General features: G+C 53.1%; 16 protein-coding genes and 1 tRNA gene. 11 read left to right on the forward strand and 6 right to left on the reverse strand.

Annotated features, from left to right (window positions below; all coding sequences use genetic code 11):
• Positions 1-214: 214 nt before the first annotated feature.
• Positions 215-499 carry a YfcZ/YiiS family protein gene (locus ACNQ0T_RS07525; protein WP_022648869.1) on the reverse strand — a complete coding sequence of 95 codons (285 nt, stop codon included), beginning with the start codon at positions 497-499 and terminating at the stop codon, positions 215-217.
• A 372-nt stretch (positions 500-871) separates the two neighbouring features.
• On the opposite strand from ACNQ0T_RS07525, the gene fadL reads away from it, so the two are divergent.
• Complete coding sequence (fadL, locus tag ACNQ0T_RS07530; protein ID WP_022648870.1) at positions 872-2,155, forward strand: long-chain fatty acid transporter FadL; 1,284 nt, start codon at positions 872-874, stop codon at positions 2,153-2,155.
• Positions 2,156-2,199: 44 nt separating this feature from the next.
• On the opposite strand, the gene mlaA is transcribed toward fadL, so the two are convergent.
• A complete protein-coding gene (mlaA, locus tag ACNQ0T_RS07535) occupies positions 2,200-2,952 on the reverse strand; it encodes a phospholipid-binding lipoprotein MlaA (protein WP_022648871.1) in 753 nt (250 codons plus the stop codon).
• A gap of 314 nt (positions 2,953-3,266) precedes the next feature.
• Between mlaA and ACNQ0T_RS07540 the strand changes: the two genes are divergently transcribed.
• From ACNQ0T_RS07540 to ypdK, 4 genes are all read left to right on the forward strand, one after another.
• Positions 3,267-4,196, forward strand: a complete 930-nt coding sequence (locus ACNQ0T_RS07540; RefSeq protein ID WP_022648872.1) for a formate/nitrite transporter family protein — start codon at positions 3,267-3,269, stop codon at positions 4,194-4,196.
• A gap of 75 nt (positions 4,197-4,271) precedes the next feature.
• Positions 4,272-4,343: transfer RNA gene (locus ACNQ0T_RS07545), tRNA-Arg, on the forward strand.
• Between the two features lie 248 nt (positions 4,344-4,591).
• Positions 4,592-5,512, forward strand: coding sequence for a kdo(2)-lipid IV(A) palmitoleoyltransferase (gene lpxP / locus ACNQ0T_RS07550; protein ID WP_168713920.1), 921 nt, complete (start codon positions 4,592-4,594; stop codon positions 5,510-5,512).
• A 359-nt stretch (positions 5,513-5,871) separates the two neighbouring features.
• Complete coding sequence (gene ypdK, locus ACNQ0T_RS07555) at positions 5,872-5,943, forward strand: membrane protein YpdK (protein ID WP_099458937.1); 72 nt, start codon at positions 5,872-5,874, stop codon at positions 5,941-5,943.
• 57 nt (positions 5,944-6,000) lie between these two features.
• On the opposite strand, the gene alaC is transcribed toward ypdK, so the two are convergent.
• Positions 6,001-7,236 carry an alanine transaminase gene (gene alaC, locus ACNQ0T_RS07560; protein WP_023300650.1) on the reverse strand — a complete coding sequence of 412 codons (1,236 nt, stop codon included), beginning with the start codon at positions 7,234-7,236 and terminating at the stop codon, positions 6,001-6,003.
• A 386-nt stretch (positions 7,237-7,622) separates the two neighbouring features.
• Between alaC and ACNQ0T_RS07565 the strand changes: the two genes are divergently transcribed.
• Entirely contained in the window at positions 7,623-9,320 is a 1,698-nt protein-coding gene (locus ACNQ0T_RS07565) for a sensor histidine kinase (protein WP_022648926.1), read from the forward strand.
• Positions 9,321-9,333: 13 nt separating this feature from the next.
• The gene (locus tag ACNQ0T_RS07570; RefSeq protein WP_023300652.1) at positions 9,334-10,065 is read left to right on the forward strand and encodes a LytR/AlgR family response regulator transcription factor; all 732 of its coding nucleotides are present in this window, start codon (positions 9,334-9,336) and stop codon (positions 10,063-10,065) included.
• Positions 10,066-10,100: 35 nt separating this feature from the next.
• Here ACNQ0T_RS07570 and glk read toward each other — a convergent pair whose 3' ends face one another.
• Entirely contained in the window at positions 10,101-11,066 is a 966-nt protein-coding gene (glk, locus tag ACNQ0T_RS07575; protein WP_022648928.1) for a glucokinase, read from the reverse strand.
• Between the two features lie 205 nt (positions 11,067-11,271).
• On the opposite strand from glk, the gene ACNQ0T_RS07580 reads away from it, so the two are divergent.
• Positions 11,272-12,507, forward strand: a complete 1,236-nt coding sequence (locus ACNQ0T_RS07580) for an ion channel protein (protein WP_038416469.1) — start codon at positions 11,272-11,274, stop codon at positions 12,505-12,507.
• Here ACNQ0T_RS07580 and ipdC read toward each other — a convergent pair whose 3' ends face one another.
• Entirely contained in the window at positions 12,508-14,166 is a 1,659-nt protein-coding gene (gene ipdC, locus ACNQ0T_RS07585; protein WP_038416470.1) for an indolepyruvate decarboxylase, read from the reverse strand.
• A gap of 186 nt (positions 14,167-14,352) precedes the next feature.
• Here ipdC and mgrA point away from each other — a divergent pair, with 186 nt between their 5' ends.
• Together mgrA and ypeC are read left to right on the forward strand one after the other, a co-directional pair.
• Entirely contained in the window at positions 14,353-15,351 is a 999-nt protein-coding gene (gene mgrA, locus ACNQ0T_RS07590) for an L-glyceraldehyde 3-phosphate reductase (protein WP_417929834.1), read from the forward strand.
• A gap of 126 nt (positions 15,352-15,477) precedes the next feature.
• Positions 15,478-15,825: a DUF2502 domain-containing protein YpeC gene (ypeC, locus tag ACNQ0T_RS07595; RefSeq protein WP_022648932.1), complete on the forward strand. Its 348-nt coding sequence runs from the start codon at positions 15,478-15,480 to the stop codon at positions 15,823-15,825.
• A gap of 33 nt (positions 15,826-15,858) precedes the next feature.
• On the opposite strand, the gene ACNQ0T_RS07600 is transcribed toward ypeC, so the two are convergent.
• Positions 15,859-17,097, reverse strand: coding sequence for an Nramp family divalent metal transporter (locus ACNQ0T_RS07600; protein ID WP_032623830.1), 1,239 nt, complete (start codon positions 17,095-17,097; stop codon positions 15,859-15,861).
• A gap of 345 nt (positions 17,098-17,442) precedes the next feature.
• On the opposite strand from ACNQ0T_RS07600, the gene nupC reads away from it, so the two are divergent.
• On the forward strand, positions 17,443-18,630 hold the full coding sequence (gene nupC / locus ACNQ0T_RS07605) for a nucleoside permease NupC (protein WP_022648934.1): 1,188 nt from the start codon (positions 17,443-17,445) through the stop codon (positions 18,628-18,630).
• Positions 18,631-18,634: the final 4 nt, after the last annotated feature.

Consider the following 18,634-nt stretch of genomic DNA (forward strand, 5'->3'; position numbering starts at 1 on the left):
TGCGCGCACGTTAAGTGGTCTGACCTGATAATAGTCTTAACTATTTTTTTACATTGAGCCAATCGGGGAAGCGAAAAATTGCGAGCTAAGGCACAGAGAAGAAAAAGAAAATGCCCGGGGTAAAAGCAAAACGGTAACCCGTGGGTTACCGTTTTTAGTGTTTGCGCCCTCTCCCGTGGGAGAGGGTTGGGGTGAGGGCACCAGACCGCAGGAATTAACGCAGGCCCAGCTGGAAGATCAGCGTTTCTGCCTCGCAGGCGAACACAAAGTCGATATCCAGCTGTACGCCGCCTTCCACTTCCGTGAAGGTAGATTTGATTTCACATGGATCGGATTCAACTTCACGCGCACGCTTGCTCAGCGCGGCCAGCGTCTCTTCCGCTTCAGCGCGGTTAGGGAATACGCGGCTGTAAGAGGCGGTGCAATCGGTGTTGTCCATAATGGTGCCAACATCCATACAGCAGCAAACCGGGGTTTCATCAGCACTGCATTTACTCATAGCTCAATTTCCTCTGTATTCGCGCAGCGCGCGAGATAAACACGATGCGACTATTTTACGCCCCCGGACGAGCCCCCTCCAGCCGTTAATGGCGCAAAACCGGATAAGTGAGCAATATCACACTAAAAAATGATCTAAAACAAAATTCACCTTTTCGGATGAATCGTACTGGTCACAATTTTGCCAACCAGATCTCGTTTCATGAAACATGTTTGAAAATATTAATAAACAAACTTGCAACATCCCAGCTGGTCAGACCTATACTCTCGCCACTGGTCTGATTTGTATGTCATACCTCAGACCCTACACTTCGCGCTCCTGTTACGGTATGTAACAATTATTGAATAAAAATAACTCAATGAGGTTATGGTCATGAGCCAGAAAACCCTGTTCAAACAAACTGCTTTAGCAGTTGCAGTGGCAATCGTCTCAACGTCCGCCTGGTCAGCGGGCTTCCAGTTAAACGAATTTTCTTCCTCTGGCCTTGGCCGTGCGTATTCCGGGGAAGGTGCGATTGCCGATGACGCAGGCAACGCAAGCCGTAACCCGGCGCTTATCATGATGTTTGATCGCCCTACCTTCTCTGCCGGTGCGGTTTACATCGATCCTGATGTCAACATTTCTGGCAAATCTCAGTATACCGGCGCAGATCTGAAGGCGGATAACATTGCACCAACGGCGTGGGTGCCTAACCTGCACTTTGTTGCGCCAATCAATGAACAGTTTGGTTGGGGTGCCTCTGTCACCTCAAACTATGGCCTGGCAACGGAGTTCAATAACAACTACCCGGCCGGGGAATACGGCGGTAAAACCGACCTGACGACCCTGAACCTTAACCTGAGCGGCGCATATCGTCTGAACGATAACTGGAGCTTTGGTCTGGGCTTTGATGCTGTCTACGCTGATGCAAAAATCGAGCGTTACTCCGGGGAGCAAACTGCTGCGCTGCCGAAAAACAGCAATAAAATTGCCAGCCTGAAAGGTGACGAGTGGGGTTACGGCTGGAACGCCGGTATCCTGTATGAACTGGATAAAAACAACCGCTGGGGTCTGACCTACCGCTCAGAAGTGAAGATTGACTTCGATGGCGATTACAAAAGCGGCATCCTGAGCCCGGTCAACGGTATGGTACCGGGCGCAGGCACCACCATTCCATGGGGTACCTCGAATCAAACCGTACCGGGTTCACTGTCACTGCATCTGCCAGAAATGTGGGAAGTGTCAGGTTATAACCGCGTTGCGCCGCAGTGGGCTATTCACTATAGCCTCGCGTATACCAGCTGGAGCCAGTTCCAGGAGCTGAAAGCCACCGGCAGCAACGGCCAGACGCTGTTCTATAAAGACGAAAGCTTCCACGATGCTTACCGTATCGCACTTGGTACGACCTATTATATGGATGACAACTGGACGTTCCGTACCGGCGTGGCATTTGATGACAGCCCGGTACCGGCAGATAAGCGTTCTATCTCCATTCCGGATCAGGACCGTTTCTGGGTAAGTGCGGGTGCAACCTACGCGTTCAACGAGAATGCCTCTATCGACGCGGGTGTGTCGTACATGCATGGACAGAAAGTGACCTTCCAGGAAGGCCCTTACGAGTTTACCTCTGAAGGTAAAGCCTGGCTGTTTGGTACCAACTTCAACTACGCGTTCTAATCCCAACACGATTAAAAAAGGTGAGCATCGCTCACCTTTTTTATTTATTCCGAATCGATATCTTTTAATTCGTTCTCGATGGCTTTCGCGTTCGGATTATCTTCCGGCTTCAGCTTACCGCCGTTGGCAATAAAGTCATGGTTCTGGAAATAGGCCTCGCGGACCATGATGTACGGATCGGAAGACTGACGCAGCAGACCGTCAGAGTCCAGCAGTTGCGCACGCGTCTCAATCCCTTCCACGGTCCATTTACCAATCGACAGCGGCCAGGTGAGCCATGACAGCACCGGATACAGCGTATCCACCATATCGCCGCCATCATCACGCACGGTAAAGCTGCCGTAGAATGGCAGGTGCACATACGGCCCATAACCTACGCCATAATGCCCCAGTGTGCTGCCGAAACGATGCGGCTGTTCACGCTGTAATTTCGGGTTCGCCATGCCTGCGACATCTATTAAGCCGCCCATACCCAGCAGAGAGTTCAGGAAGAAACGGGTGAAATGCACCATCCCCTGATACGGGTCGCCCTGGAGGAAGTAGTTCACCATCACCGCTGGCTCTTCCAGGTTACTGGTAAAGTTGCTCAGCCCGTTACGCGCTGGCTGCGGAACGTAGTCACGCCATGCCACGGCAACCGGACGAACCAGATATGGATCCAGCACATTATAGTTAAAGTTGTACATTGAACGGTTAAATCCTTCGAGAGGATCGGAGCGTCCCGTTTGCTCGCCAGAGCTGGCGCAGCCCACAAGCATCGTTACGCCCAGCGCAAGCGCCGACAGCCGAAGCTTCATATATTTCTCCCTGTTCAATATGGCTATCGTTGAATGCCATCTGTGACGGAGCCTGTGAGGCTCCGCCTGAAACGTGCAAGTGATTGTAACAGCACGCTTACCGATGTCTACGAGGACAATGACGACCCGCTCGCGTCATCACGCTAATTTCAGCATAGCCTGTCTTTAAGAATTCGTTTCGCTGGCAATTTTATATTGGCTTTGAAAGAGATGTCTCACCTTTATTGCCATTTTCAGCAATTTAAGAGCTTCCCCACGGGCAAGGCGCCAAAAGCCGCTACGCTTAAATGAGCGATTACCCCGAAGGAGCAGTTATGAAAGATATTAACGAAGAAAAAATTGGCGAGAACAATGAGGAACATGAGATTGAAAGTGAGGAGAAAGACCGGGGAGAAGAGATAGAAGTCGATGAGGATCGCCTGCCGTCGCGTGCCATGGCCATTCATGAGCATATTCGCCAGGATGGCGAAAAGGAGATGGAGCGTGACGCAATGGCCCTGCTGTGGTCGGCCATCGCAGCCGGTCTGTCGATGGGTGCCTCTCTGCTCGCCAAAGGTATATTTCACGTTCAGCTGGAAGGCGTGCCGGGCGGTTTTTTGCTGGAGAATTTAGGCTACACGTTCGGCTTTATTATCGTCATTATGGCGCGACAGCAGCTTTTCACGGAGAACACCGTCACTGCCGTACTGCCCGTCATGCAAAATCCGACCCTTGGTAATTTTGGTTTACTGATGCGCCTCTGGAGCGTCGTGCTGCTGGGGAACCTGATCGGTACGGGCGTTGCAGCCTGGGCCTTCGAGTATATGCCAATCTTTGATGAACCGACCCGCGACGCATTCGTGAAGATTGGCATGGACGTAATGAAAAATACGCCGGTTGAAATGTTCTCTAATGCCATTATCTCCGGCTGGATCATCGCCACTATGGTCTGGATGTTCCCGTCAGCGGGCAGCGCGAAAATCGTGGTGATTATCCTGATGACCTGGCTTATCGCACTCGCCGATACCACGCACATTGTTGTCGGGACCGTTGAAATCCTTTATCTGGTATTTAACGGCACACTCCACTGGAGCGACTTTTTCTGGCCGTTCGCCCTGCCTACTCTCGCAGGCAACATTTGTGGCGGAACCTTTATCTTTGCACTGCTGAGCCATGCGCAAATCCGTAACGACATGTCCAACAAGCGTAAGGCCGAACTTAAGGCTCAGGAAAAAAAGGATAAAACTGCCGAAAAATCGGCGTGAACGGTGACTCTTTGACCAGTCAGGCGGCAATGCGCTTAACGAGAAGTGTAAATAACGCTATACTCTTGCCGCTTCGTCCCCTTAGTTAAATGGATATAACGAGCCCCTCCTAAGGGCTAGTTGCAGGTTCGATTCCTGCAGGGGACACTTTTAATTTCCCACTATAATGCCTGATTTATCAATCCGCTTCGCAATTGCCGCTTTTTTAAGCAAAAACGAGTAATAGCTCATAATGTATAACGGTGCTACATTAAGCCGCCCACCCAAGTCAGCAATGGCCAGGCAACGTCGTAAAGAACGGTAAAGCCTGCAACCATGACCTCGTCCTACGGTCTCAATGGCACGTGGTATCGCGAAGTCTGCGCTACCTTCACAGGCTTTACAAAGGTTCCACTATTTTGTCTCAATCCAAATTTCAGCGGGCGTTTCTGCACCCGCGCTACTGGTTTACATGGTTCGGCCTTGGCGTACTTTGGCTGCTGGTCCAGCTTCCTTATCCCGTGATTCGCTTCCTGGGTTCGAAGCTCGGCAGCGCATCGCGTCACTTTCTTAAGCGTCGCGAGTCCATTGCCCGAAAAAATCTTGAACTTTGCTTTCCGCATTACAACGCGCAGCAGCGTGAAACGCTGATCGCTGAAAACTTTAAATCTATCGGTATGGCGCTGCTTGAAACCGGTATGGCCTGGTTCTGGCCAGACGAGCGTGTCCGTAAATGGTTTGACGTTGAAGGTCTGGATAACCTCAAACATGCCCAGATGCAAAAACGCGGCGTGATGGTTGTGGGTGTGCATTTTATGTCGCTTGAGCTGGGCGGCCGCGTTATGGGTCTTTGTCAGCCGATGATGGCAACCTATCGCCCGCATAACAGCGCACTGATGGAATGGGTACAAACGCGGGGCCGCATGCGTTCAAATAAGGCGATGATCAGCCGTAACAATCTGCGCGGTATGGTTGGCGCCCTGAAAAAAGGTGAAGCCGTCTGGTTTGCCCCGGACCAGGATTACGGCCCTAAAGGCAGCAGCTTTGCCCCTTTCTTTGCGGTTAAAGATGTCGCTACGACGAACGGTACCTTTGTGATTTCACGTCTCTCTGGCGCCTCAATGTTAACGGTGACCATGGTCAGAAAAGCGGATAAGTCAGGCTATCGTCTGCATATCTCACCGGAGATGGCGAACTATCCTGAGGATGAGAGTGAAGCCGCGACCTTTATCAATAAGGTGATTGAGTTTGAGATTATGCGAGCACCTGAGCAGTATCTGTGGATGCACCGCCGCTTTAAAACCCGCCCTCTGGGCGAAGCCTCACTTTATATCTAACCCCTTTCGAAGGTTAGTTTCGCTAAGAAACTAACCTTTTCAAGCACCTGTAATCGCTGTGCGTAACGGCTTTTTTCGACCGTCGCTCAACAGGCATTTATTGCGTACCGAAATCAAACTGTCGCCGTTCCACGACACTCGTAAGTATCGGAAATTATTTGAAAAAATGCCTCTTGTCACTCCTGAAATTTAGGCGTACATTAGCGCCGTCTGGCGACAGGAAAGCACAGAATTCAGAGCTGAAGTTAGCGACGTAACGGGATAATTCCGATTTCCCCTTTCGCATGATTTCAACTCTCTATACTCAGTTGGACTCTGTTTTTTTAATGCGTACCGGAAGATACGCGGAGCGATGAAACGTGAAATATTTCTTTATGGGCATTTCGGTTATTGTTTTAGTTTGGGCCGGAACGTTTGCTCTGATGATCTAGTTAAGAAAATGCAGTCAAAAAAACAGGCGCCGTTGGCGCCTGTTTTTTTGGTGTCCGTTACGACTCGGGTTGTTCCACGACGCTCTTAACTGCAAGCAGGCCATCCGCGCGGAACATGCTTTTAATCCCCCGCACAGCCTGACGGATACGGTCGCTGTTTTCGATCAGCGCGAAACGCACATGCGTGTCACCGTAGTCACCAAAGCCAATGCCTGGAGAAACGCAAACCTTCGCGTCCTGAAGCAGTTTTTTGGCAAATTCCAGAGATCCCATCGCCGCATACGGCTCGGGGATTTTCGCCCAGACGTACATGGAAGCTTTAGGCATTTCAACCATCCAGCCCGCTTCGTGAAGCCCTTTTACCAGCACATCACGGCGGCGTTTGTACTGGGCGGCAATATCAAGCACACACTGCTGATCCCCTTCCAGCGCCGCGATGGCCGCGACCTGCAATGGCGTAAACGTACCATAGTCATGGTAACTTTTAATACGCGCCAGGGCGCTCACCAGCGTTTTGTTTCCCACCATAAATCCTATTCGCCAGCCCGCCATGTTGTAGCTTTTCGACAGGGTGAAAAACTCAACCGCCACATCACGGGCACCCGGTACCTGCATAATTGACGGCGCTTTCCAGCCATCATAAACGATATCAGCATAGGCGAGATCGTGTACCACCAGCACGTCGTAACGCTTAGCCAGCGCGACCACTTTCTCAAAGAATTCGAGTTCGACGCATTGTGCCGTTGGGTTGGACGGGAAACCGAGGATCATCATTTTCGGCTTCGGATAGCTTTCACGAATCGCCCGTTCCAGCTCGTTGAAGAAGTCGACGCCTTCCACCAGTGGAACAGAACGCACCTGCGCGCCAGCAATCACCGCCCCGTAAATATGAATTGGGTAGCTCGGATTCGGCACCAGGACGGTATCGCCGTGATCGAGCGTCGCCAGCATCAGGTGGGCCAGCCCCTCTTTGGAGCCAATGGTCACAATCGCTTCGCTTTCAGGATCGATATCCACCTGATAACGATCCTGATACCAGCGGGAGATCGCCCGACGCAAGCGTGGAATGCCGCGTGAGGTTGAATACCCATGGGTATCGGGACGCTGGGCAACTGTGCAGAGTTTCTCAACGATATGCGGCGGCGTTGGGCCGTCAGGGTTACCCATACTGAAATCGATAATGTCTTCACCGCGCCGACGCGCAGCCATTTTCAGTTCAGCAGTGATATTGAAAACATAAGGGGGGAGACGATCGATACGCGTAAAACGGCGTTCAGGACTGAATTCAGCCATAGATTCCTCAGAGTCACGTTAGCGCCCGGACCGTCCGAGCGACGCTGCCACCCGTGTGGCATGCTTAGAAAATAACCTGAAGAAAAAGACGCTGTCGAGGGGATAACGGCAAAACAATATATTGCGCTAAAACGGGAATGCGATTGTAGTGAAAAGCGGAACTCTTATCGTGATCAGGCAGTTTTAAGCGCTGCGATTTAACACAATGTTTTCAGTATCGTTACCTGACGTTTCTCCACAAACGAAAAAGCAGCGACTTTCAGTCAAAAGCCAGCAATCCCCTTTGAGAATTATGGTTTTTCCCCATTTGATAAATCTGATGGATAGCTGGTCATCTGGCCCTATGTTTTCTATCATAGATTTTTCCCGTTTTCCCAGGCCTGACCGTGCACGAAATCTTCAATATGCTCCTGGCGGTGTTCGACCGCGCGGCATTAATGCTGATCTGTCTCTTTTTCCTTATCCGCATCCGCTTGTTTCGCGAACTGTTGCATAAATCTGCCCACTCGCCAAAAGAGCTGCTGGCCGTTACGTTTATCTTTTCGATGTTTGCCCTGTTCAGCACCTGGTCCGGCGTGCCGGTAGAAGGCTCGCTGGTGAACGTGCGCATCATCGCCGTCATGTCGGGCGGGATCCTCTTTGGTCCCTGGGTCGGGATTATCACAGGCATTATCGCCGGCACCCATCGATACCTGATTGATATTGGCGGCGTGACGGCAGTCCCCTGCTTTATCACCAGCATTATTGCCGGGGTACTCTCCGGCTGGATTAACCGCAAAATCCCGAAAAAACAGCACTGGCGTGCGGGGATTATCGCGGGGATGGTCTGCGAAACGCTGACCATGATCCTGGTCGTCGTCTGGGCACCGACCACTGCGCTGGGGCTGGATATCGTCTCGAAGATCGGTATTCCGATGATCCTCGGGAGCGTCTGTATAGGCTTTATCGTGCTGCTGGTGCAAAGCGTGGAAGGCGAAAAAGAGGCCAGCGCCGCGCGTCAGGCGAAGCTGGCACTGGATATTGCCAACAAAACGCTGCCGCTTTTCCGACACGTTAACACCGAATCTTTACGTCAGGTTTGCGATATCATCCGCCGGGATATTCACGCCGATGCGGTCGCCATCACCAATATTGACCACGTGCTGGCCTATGTTGGCGTCGGTGAGCACAATTATCGCGACAGCGACGATACCATCAGCCCGACTACCAGACAGGCGATTAACTACGGAAAAATCATCATTAAAAACAATGATGAAGCCCACCGCACGCCAGAGATCCACTCAATGCTGGTGATCCCGCTGTGGGAAAAAGGCGTGGTCACGGGGACGCTGAAAATTTACTACTGCCATGCGCACCAAATCACCTCCTCGCTCCAGGAGATGGCGATTGGCCTGTCGCAGATTATCTCCACCCAACTCGAAGTTTCGCGTGCGGAGCAGTTGCGCGAGATGGCAAATAAGGCAGAGCTGCGTGCCCTGCAAAGCAAGATCAATCCCCATTTCCTGTTTAACGCGCTGAACGCTATATCCTCTTCCATTCGTCTTAATCCGGATACCGCGCGGCAGCTGATTTTTAATCTGTCGCGCTATCTGCGCTACAACATTGAGTTAAAAGACGACGAGCAGATCGACATCAAAAAAGAGCTGTATCAAATCAAGGATTACATCGCGATTGAGCAGGCACGCTTTGGCGATAAGCTGACGGTCATTTACGATATTGATGAAGAGGTCAACTGCGTGATCCCAAGCCTGCTGATCCAGCCGCTGGTGGAAAACGCTATTGTTCACGGCATTCAGCCGTGTAAAGGAAAAGGCGTGGTCACGATTAGCGTGACGGAAAGCGGTAACCGCGTGCGAATCGCCGTGCGCGATACCGGACACGGCATCGATCCAAAAGTGATCGAGCGCGTCGAATCAAACGAAATGCCGGGAAATAAAATCGGGCTGCTGAACGTGCACCACCGGGTCAAGCTGCTGTACGGTGACGGGCTGCACATTCACCGCCTTGAGCCGGGCACCGAGATTGCTTTTTATGTTCCGAACGAACGAACGCCCGTTAATGCCCCCATATCCTTGTTGCCGTAGGCCGGAGTAACAGATGAAAGTCATCATCGTAGAAGATGAAATTCTGGCTCAGCAGGAGTTGAGCTGGCTTATCAAAACCCACAGCCAGATGGAGATTGTTGGCTGTTTTGAGGATGGCCTGGACGTGCTGAAATTTTTGCAGCATAACCGGGTCGACGCGATTTTTCTCGATATTAATATTCCGTCTCTGGACGGCGTTCTGCTGGCGCAAAATATCAATCAGTTCGCCCATAAGCCGTTTATTGTGTTTGTCACCGCGTGGAAAGAGCATGCCGTGGAAGCCTTCGAGCTGGAGGCGTTTGACTATATTCTCAAGCCGTATCAGGAGTCACGTATTATCAGCATGCTGCATAAGCTGGAAGCCGCATGGCAGCAGCAGTCGCTGCCCACCAGTGCCAGTCCGGTAGCGCGTGAAAACGACACCATTAATCTGGTGAAGGACGAACGGATCATCGTCACGCCTGTCGACGATATTTACTATGCTGAAGCGCACGAAAAAATGACGTTTGTCTATACGCGGCGTGAGGCCTACGTAATGGCGATGAACATCACCGAATTTTGCAACAAACTCCCGTCAGCGCACTTCTTCCGCTGCCACCGCTCGTTCTGCGTCAATCTGAACAAGATCCGCGAGATCGAACCCTGGTTTAATAACACCTATATTTTGCGTCTGAAGGATCTGGATTTTCAGGTGCCGGTAAGCCGCAGCAGAGTGAAAGCGTTCCGCCAGCTCATGCACCTGTAGCGCGTTCCCTCTCCCGCAGGAGAGGGAGACGGATGTCAGAGGATCTGGCCAAGTACCTGACGCAGATGCGCCCCGGAGCCAAGCAAGCCCGGATTGTCGTGGACAATCAGGTAAACCGGAATGTCCTGCACGTAACTCTTGAAGCGGCCTTTGTCTTCAAAGCCACCACGGAAACCGGAGGCGGTAAAGAAATCGAGGAAGCGCGGCACGATCCCGCCCGCAATATAGACCCCGCCAAAGGTGCCGAGATTCAGGGCCAGGTTGCCGCCGAAACGCCCCATAATGACGCAGAACAACGACAAAGCACGACGGCAGTCAATACAGCTGTCGGCCAGCGCGCGTTCGGTCACATCTTTAGGCTGCAGATTTTCCGGCAGACGTCCGTCTGATTTTACAATCGCCCGATACAGGTTCACCAGACCCGGGCCAGAAAGCACGCGCTCGGCCGACACGTGACCAATTTCGGCGCGTAGCTCCTCAAGAATAATGCCCTCTTCTTCGCTGTTCGGCGCAAAATCCACGTGACCGCCCTCACCCGGCAGGCTCACCCAGCGTTTGTCGACGTGGACCAGGTGCGCCACCCCCAGACCGGTTCCAGCGCCGTAAACAGCAATGGGTTTGCCTTCAACCGGGGCCGTACCGCCGAACTGAATCAGATGCTCAGGTTTAAGCATTGGGATAGCCATGGAAACCGCAGTGAAATCGTTGATAATTTCAAGGTGCGAGAAGCCGAGGTTTTTCCGCATTTCGGCAATTGAAAAGGCCCACGTGTGGTTGGTCATCGCCACCCAGTCGCCAGTGATCGGACAGGCGATGGCGATACAACCGTCTTCAACGCTCACTTTATGCTCTTCAAGATAGACGCGAACTACCGCTTCCAGGCTTGGGTAATCCAGCCCTGAATAGGTTTTCGCCTGAGAAATTTCACCGCTGTTCACATCGCACAGGGCAAGGCGCGCATTGGTGCCGCCAACATCACCTACCAAAGCATACTTTGTCATTCTTCTACTGCTCCGCTAAAGTCAGAATAAATCTTTGGGACACTGTAAATTCAAGGCGTGATAACAACAACGACCAGAAGGTGACTGCCCATGGATTATCGATCTTCGTCACATAATAACTTTACCGTTTCAGCACCTTTTGCACTATTGCCACAATGCTGATTGTGCAAAGTAACGTTAAGCCGTTTTGTACAAGGAAATCATCATGCTCCATCCGCGAGCCAGAACCATGCTGTTATTGGCTGTCCCGGCGCTAATTATTGGCGTAGCGTCGAGCCTGGTGCTCATCGTCGTCATGAAAGTAGCGGCAGTGCTGCAAACGATTTTATGGACCGCGCTGCCGGTTAAACTTGGCATCAGCACTGACTCGCCAGGGTGGATCATGATGATGCTGACCCTGACCGGAATTGCCGTAGGTCTGGTGATCCGCTATAGCCCGGGCCATGCCGGGCCGGACCCGGCACTGGAACCCTTGATTGGTGCGCCAGTATCTCCCTCTGCTCTGCCAGGGCTTGTTATCGCGCTGATTATCGGTCTTGCGGGCGGCGTAAGCCTCGGGCCTGAACATCCCATTATGGCGGTTAATATCGCGCTGGCAGTCTTTCTGGGAGCACGTCTTTTCCCGCGCGTTGGCGCGCTGGACTGGACGATTCTGGCTTCCGCCGGTACCATCGGGGCACTGTTTGGTACCCCAATAGCGGCTGCGCTCATCTTTTCGCAAACGCTCAGCAGCGACAATGATGTGCCGCTGTGGGATAAACTCTTTGCGCCACTGATGGCCGCAGCAGCAGGGGCCCTCACAACCAGCCTGTTTTTCCATCCTCATTTTTCACTCCCCATCCCCCACTATGGCCAGATGCAACTCACCGATATTGTCAGCGGTGCCGTCGTCGTCGCGATAGCCATTGCGCTGGGAATGATCGCAGTGTGGTGTCTTCCGCGCCTGCATCGTCTGATGCACAGGCTGAAGCATCCGGTGCTGATTCTGGGTATGGGCGGTTTTATTCTGGGCGTTTTAGGCGCTATCGGCGGGACGGTTACGCTGTTTAAGGGTCTGGACGAGATGCAGCAACTGGCCTTCAGCCAGGTCTTTAGCGTCTCCGATTATCTGCTGTTCGCGCTGGTAAAACTGGCGGCGCTGGTGATCGCTGCAGCCTGTGGTTTCCGGGGAGGACGGATCTTCCCGGCGGTATTTGTTGGCGTCGCGCTGGGGCTGATGCTGCATGAGCACGTCGACGCTGTCCCTGCGGCGATTACCGTCTCCTGCTCCATTCTGGGGCTGGTACTGGTGGTAACGCGCGATGCATGGCTGAGTCTGTTTATGGCGGCCGTTGTTGTGCCGGATACCACGCTTCTGCCGCTCCTTTGTATCGTGATGTTGCCCGCCTGGCTCCTGCTGGCGGGCAAACCGATGTTGATGGCATGGCGAAACGACAGGTAATCAGGCGTTATTGCGCGCCTCCAGCGCTTTGGTCAGCGCGCTCAGCAGCGGCGGAATATCGGCTTTCGGCAGCATCACCTCGATCAGCGATAGTCGCTCGTGGTGTGCTACTTTATCCAGCACCTCCGCCAGTGTTTCCGCTTCGCTGACGCGCCAGCATTCTGCCTCTGGCGCCAGGCTCAGCGCCTGCGGGATCTGCGTCCAGTTCCAGAGGGCAATATCGTTATAGCGCTGCTCCGGCCCGTGGATGGCTCTCTCAACCGTGTATCCCTCGTTGTTAAGCACCAGAATAATCGGGCGCTGCTTGTCGCGCAGCATCGATCCCAGCTCCTGAATGGTCAACTGCGCGGCACCGTCACCCGTCAGGACAATCACGCGTCGGTTCGGACACGCTGTTTGCGCGCCAAACGCCGCCGCGAGCGTGTAGCCGATCGATCCCCAAAGCGGCTGGACGATAAAGTTCACGTCTGCCGGTAAACGCAAATCGATAGCGCCGAAAGCAGACGTCCCCTGGTCAGCCAGAATAATGTCTCCGGGGCGAATAAACGTTTGCAGGGTACGCCAGAAGCTCTCCTGAGTCAGCGCCCCTTCGATAGTGGGGAAAGAAGAGCTGCTGTGATCCGATGGCGCTCGCGTATCACACACATGCGTTTTACACAGCGCTGTCAGCGTTTCAATGGCCTCCCTCATCGGGATACCCGTAAACCAGACGTCGCCGACGCGGGACGCGTGGGGCTGAACCTCTATCGTCTGATCTGGCGTCAGCTGGTGGGTAAACCCGGCTGTGAGCGTATCGGTAAAGCGCGTGCCAATGCACAGCACTGTATCAGCCCCCTCGATTGCCTCTTTGACCGCCGCGGCGCTCGCCGATCCGCTGTAGGTGCCATAAAAACCGCTCTGTCGTTCGTCAAAAATGCCCTTGCCCATCAGCATGGTGGCGTGTGCCATCGGCACCTCTTTCACCCACGTCTGAAGGGCCGCGCGCAAACCGTGGCGCAGCACCAGGAAGTCCGCTAACAGCGCGGTGCGTTTGCTCGTTGACAAACGCTTTTCGGCAGCCTCACGGAACGCTTGCATGCAGGCTGAATCGGCCGGTGCGGAGTTAAGAGTGAGAGCGCTTACAGGGGGCGTAGCGGCTTTTTTCGCCACATCGGCGGGCAGCATCAGGTAGCCCGGACGGCGCTCCCGCAGCATGGTGGTCAGAACTCTGTCAATTTCATAGCAGGCGTTTTGTTCGGTAAGCACCGCCTGTGCAACGGTGATGGGTTCGCTCATGTGGTAGAAATGGCGGAACTCGCCGTCGCCTAAGGTGTGGTGCAGTAACTCTCCTCGCTGCTGCGCCGCCATACCCGGAGCCCCCACAATATGGAGCACGGGGACATGTTCGGCAAAGCTGCCCGCCACACCGTTCATGGCGCTTAACTCCCCAACGCCGAAAGTCGTCAGGAGTGCGGCAAATCCCTTACAGCGGGCATAGCCGTCTGCGGCGTAAGACGCGTTCAGCTCGTTGGCACAGCCCACCCAGCAGATGTCCGGGCTGTCTATCACATGGTCGAGAAACTGCAGGTTATAGTCGCCCGGCACGCCAAACAGATGATCGGCACCGCAATCTGTTAGTCGGTCCAGCAGGTAATCGGCGACGCAATAGGGGGTACGCATATTATAGGTGTCCTTCTGACGTTGACCTCACTCTGAGTATTAAATAAGCGTGAAGGGTGTCCAGAATTGCCGACAATCAGGGGCTGGAAAGAATGCTTTACGAAAAAAGCTGAGCTATGCTCATTTTCTTCAGGTTAGTGTAAACGCATACACTGATTTTTCTTTCCAGCGCCAGAGGTCTCGCTCATGGGTTATCAACCTGACAAAAATCGTTACCAGACAATGCAATATCGCCGCTGTGGACAAAGCGGCCTCAAGCTTCCCGCCATCTCGCTGGGGCTTTGGCATAATTTTGGCGACGCGACGCTGCTCGAAAACAGCCGTCAACTTTTACAGCGCGCCTTCGATTTGGGTATTACACATTTTGACCTTGCTAATAATTACGGCCCACCTCCTGGTTCAGCCGAACGCAACTTCGGGCGCATCCTGCAGGAGGATTTCCTGCCCTGGCGCGATAAGCTAATCATCTCCACCAAAGCGGGCTACACCATGTGGGACGGGCCTTACGGCGACTGGGGCTCGCGTAAATATCTGATTTCCAGCCTGGACCAGAGCCTCAGGCGTATGGGGCTGGAGTACGTTGATATCTTCTATCACCACCGCCCCGATCCACAAACGCCGCTACGTGAAACGATGAAAGCGCTTGACCATGTGGTGCGCCAGGGCAAAGCGCTGTACATCGGCCTGTCCAACTACCCGGCAGAACTGGCGCGGCAGGCGATTGAAATACTGGAGGATCTGGGCACGCCCTGTCTAATCCACCAGCCGAAGTACTCCATGTTTGAACGTGCGCCTGAAGAGGGGTTGCTGGACGTGTTGCAGCAAAATGGGGTGGGATGTATCCCCTTCTCTCCCCTGGCGGGCGGACAGTTGACCGATCGCTATCTGAACGGCATCCCGGCAGATTCTCGCGCAGCAAGCGGCAGTAAGTTCCTTAATCCGGAACAGGTCACCGACAAAAAGCTGGAAAAGGTACGCAAGCTGAATGCGCTGGCGGAAAAACGGGGGCAAAAGCTTTCGCAAATGGCACTGGCCTGGATCCTGCGCCACGATGCGGTGACATCCGTGCTCATCGGCGCAAGCAAAACCGGACAAATTGATGATGCAGCAGGCATGCTTGAAAATCGTCATTTCTCCGCAGAAGAGCTGAAGACGATAGAAGCGATCCTGTCCAGTTCAGATTAAAAACACTTTTAGCAAAAAGTGCTCTCGTTCATGATTTAGGAGTTGAGGCGATGAAACGAATGTTTACCAACTCGTAAAATTGCGTTAACAGGTCGCACAGCGGCCCCGATCGTGAAGGAGAAGAGTATGTTCAGGTCACTGATTCTTGCAGCGGTACTACTGGCTTCGGCCCCGCTGGTCGCCAATGCGGGCGAAATCACCCTGTTGCCATCGATTAAATTACAAATTGGCGATCGTGATGACTACGGCAGATACTGGGACGGTGGCTACTGGCGCGACCGTGACTACTGGCACCGACATTATGAGTGGCGTAAAAACCGCTGGTGGAAACACGATAACGGCTATCACCGTGGCTGGGATAAGCGTAAGGCCTACGAGCGCGGCTACCGCGAAGGCTGGAACGATCGTGACGACCGCCGTGGCGGCAGGGGTCACGGAAAAGGCAGAGGCCATGGTCACGGCCATCACCATTAACAGCTAAAAGGAGCCTCACGGCTCCTTTTTCTTTTACAGGCCTGCTGCTGTGCCTAACAGCAACCACATGTTTAACGCCACCACCACGACCACAATGGCCCACCCGGCGCGTTTCACCCACGTCGAATTCACCAGATCGCCCATCAGCGATTTGTTGCTGGTGAATATCAGTAGCGGCACCAGCGCCAGCGCAATACCGAAACTCAGCAGCACCTGACTCATCACCAGAATGCGGGTCGGATCCAGCCCCATCAGAATTACAATAAAGGAAGGCAGCATCGTTACCGAACGGCGAACCCACAGTGGAATATGGAAACGTACGAACCCCTGCATCACCACCTGCCCGGCCAGTGTCCCCACAACCGTAGAGGAAAGTCCCGCAGCAACCAGGCTTAAACCAAAAATAGTGGCAGCGGCATGGCTCAGCAACGGCTCCAGCGTCAGGTACGCCTGGTCGAGATCGGCAACCCCGGTATGCCCGTTAAAGTGAAACGCGGCGGCGGCAGTCGCCATCATCGCCAGATTCACAAATCCGGCAATGGTCATCGCAATTGCCACATCCCATTTCGAGGCGGAGTAGCGCTCTTTACTCGTCCCGCCGTGCAGATTTTGGGTTAAAGAAGAGTGCAGATAAATTACGTGCGGCATAATGGTCGCCCCCAGCACCCCGGCGGCCAGAAATACGGCTTCAGAGGTGGGTAACGACGGGATCACCATCCCTTTCGTCAACTGCACCAGATTCGGCTGGGAGAAAATCAGCTCAACAATATAGGCGGCAGCGACGAACAGCAGCAGGCCGCCGATGACTTTCTCCAGCGGTTTTTGTCCCCGCCTCTGGAGCATCAAAATAAGGAACGTGGCGATACCGGTCAGCACGGCGCCCTGTAGCAGGGAGACGCCCAGAATAAGCTTAAAGCCGATCGCCGCCCCGATAAACTCGGCGAGATCGGTGGCCATGGCGATAATTTCCGCCTGGACCCAGTAAAACCATACCGCCGGACGCGGATAGTGATCGCGGATTTGCTCCGCCAGGTTTTTCCCGGTGGCAATACCCAACTTCGCGGAAAGCATCTGAATCAGCATCGCCATCAGGTTGGCCCACACCACAACCCACAGCAGCTTATAGCCGAAACTGGCCCCGGCCTGAATATTGGTCGCAAAATTACCCGGATCGATGTAGCCAATCGCGGCAATGAATGCAGGTCCCATTAATGCGAACCGCAGCTTGCGTGCCGCCCTGCCGCTGCTACTCTCTACGCGACTATTCGTCATTTCTGCCTCTGGAAATATAGCCTGTGCTATGTTTTATGCTATCAAAATGAGAATGATTATCAAGTTCATTTGTAATGGTTAACATGATTACTCTGATAGCCAGGGACAATAGACAGGCAGGTGGAGCAAGGTCACAGAATGTGAAAATGCGCAGACATTTGTGAAGCGTAGCACACAAACTTAACTTTTCACTCATTTACCTAACATAACAAAAATGTATTGTTGATCACTATTTTTGAGACTCGTCACAGGATGTAACTATAGTGTGGGCTTGATCTCGTTTTCTTTGTGCTTGTTACATAGAATGTGCACGGAAATTAAACCTGCCTCATATTTGGAGCAAATATGGACCGCGTCCTTCATTTTGTCCTGGCACTCGTTGTCGTTACTGCACTCGCATTGCTGGTCAGCACTGACCGCAAAAATATTCGTATTCGCTATGTTGTCCAGCTGCTGGTCATTGAAGTTTTACTTGCGTGGTTCTTCCTGAACTCCAACGTAGGCCTCGGCTTCGTGAAAGGCTTCTCCGAAATGTTCGAAAAACTGCTCGGATTTGCCAACGACGGGACTAACTTTGTCTTTGGCAACATGAACGATCAGGGTTTGGCCTTCTTCTTCCTGAAAGTGCTCTGCCCTATCGTCTTCATCTCTGCCCTGATCGGGATCCTCCAGCACATTCGTGTTCTGCCGGTGGTTATCCGTGCAATCGGCTTCCTGTTATCGAAAGTTAATGGCATGGGCAAGCTGGAATCCTTTAACGCAGTCAGCTCGCTGATCCTGGGTCAGTCTGAGAACTTCATTGCGTATAAAGATATCCTCGGCAAGATGTCCCGTAACCGCATGTACACCATGGCGGCGACAGCAATGTCTACCGTTTCCATGTCTATCGTGGGCGCGTATATGACTATGCTGGAACCTAAATACGTGGTTGCAGCGCTGGTTCTGAATATGTTCAGCACCTTTATTGTTCTTTCGCTGATTAACCCGTACCGCGTGGATGCCAGCGAAGAGAACATTCAGATGTCAAACCTGCACGAGGGACAGAGCTTCTTCGAAATGCTGGGTGAATACATTCTGGCGGGTTTCAAGGTTGCGATTATCGTTGCCGCGATGCTGATTGGCTTTATCGCACTGATCGCTGCGCTGAACGCCCTGTTTGCGGCCGTACTTGGTATTTCGTTCCAGGGTATTCTGGGCTATATCTTCTACCCGGTCGCCTGGGTAATGGGTGTGCCCGCTCACGAAGCGTTGCAGGTGGGCAGTATCATGGCAACGAAACTGGTATCCAATGAATTCGTGGCGATGATGGATCTTCAGAAGATTGCCAGCACGCTCTCCCCGCGTGCGGAAGGGATCCTGTCCGTCTTCCTGGTCTCCTTCGCGAACTTCTCTTCCATCGGTATTATCGCTGGTGCGATTAAAGGCCTGAACGAAGAGCAAGGTAACGTCGTTTCTCGCTTTGGCCTGAAGCTGGTTTACGGTTCAACGCTGGTGAGCGTCCTGTCTGCCTCTATCGCAGCATTGGTGCTGTAATCCA

This window comes from Enterobacter cloacae complex sp.6700776, assembly GCF_048284255.1.
Taxonomy (GTDB): Bacteria; Pseudomonadota; Gammaproteobacteria; order Enterobacterales; family Enterobacteriaceae; genus Enterobacter; species Enterobacter intestinihominis.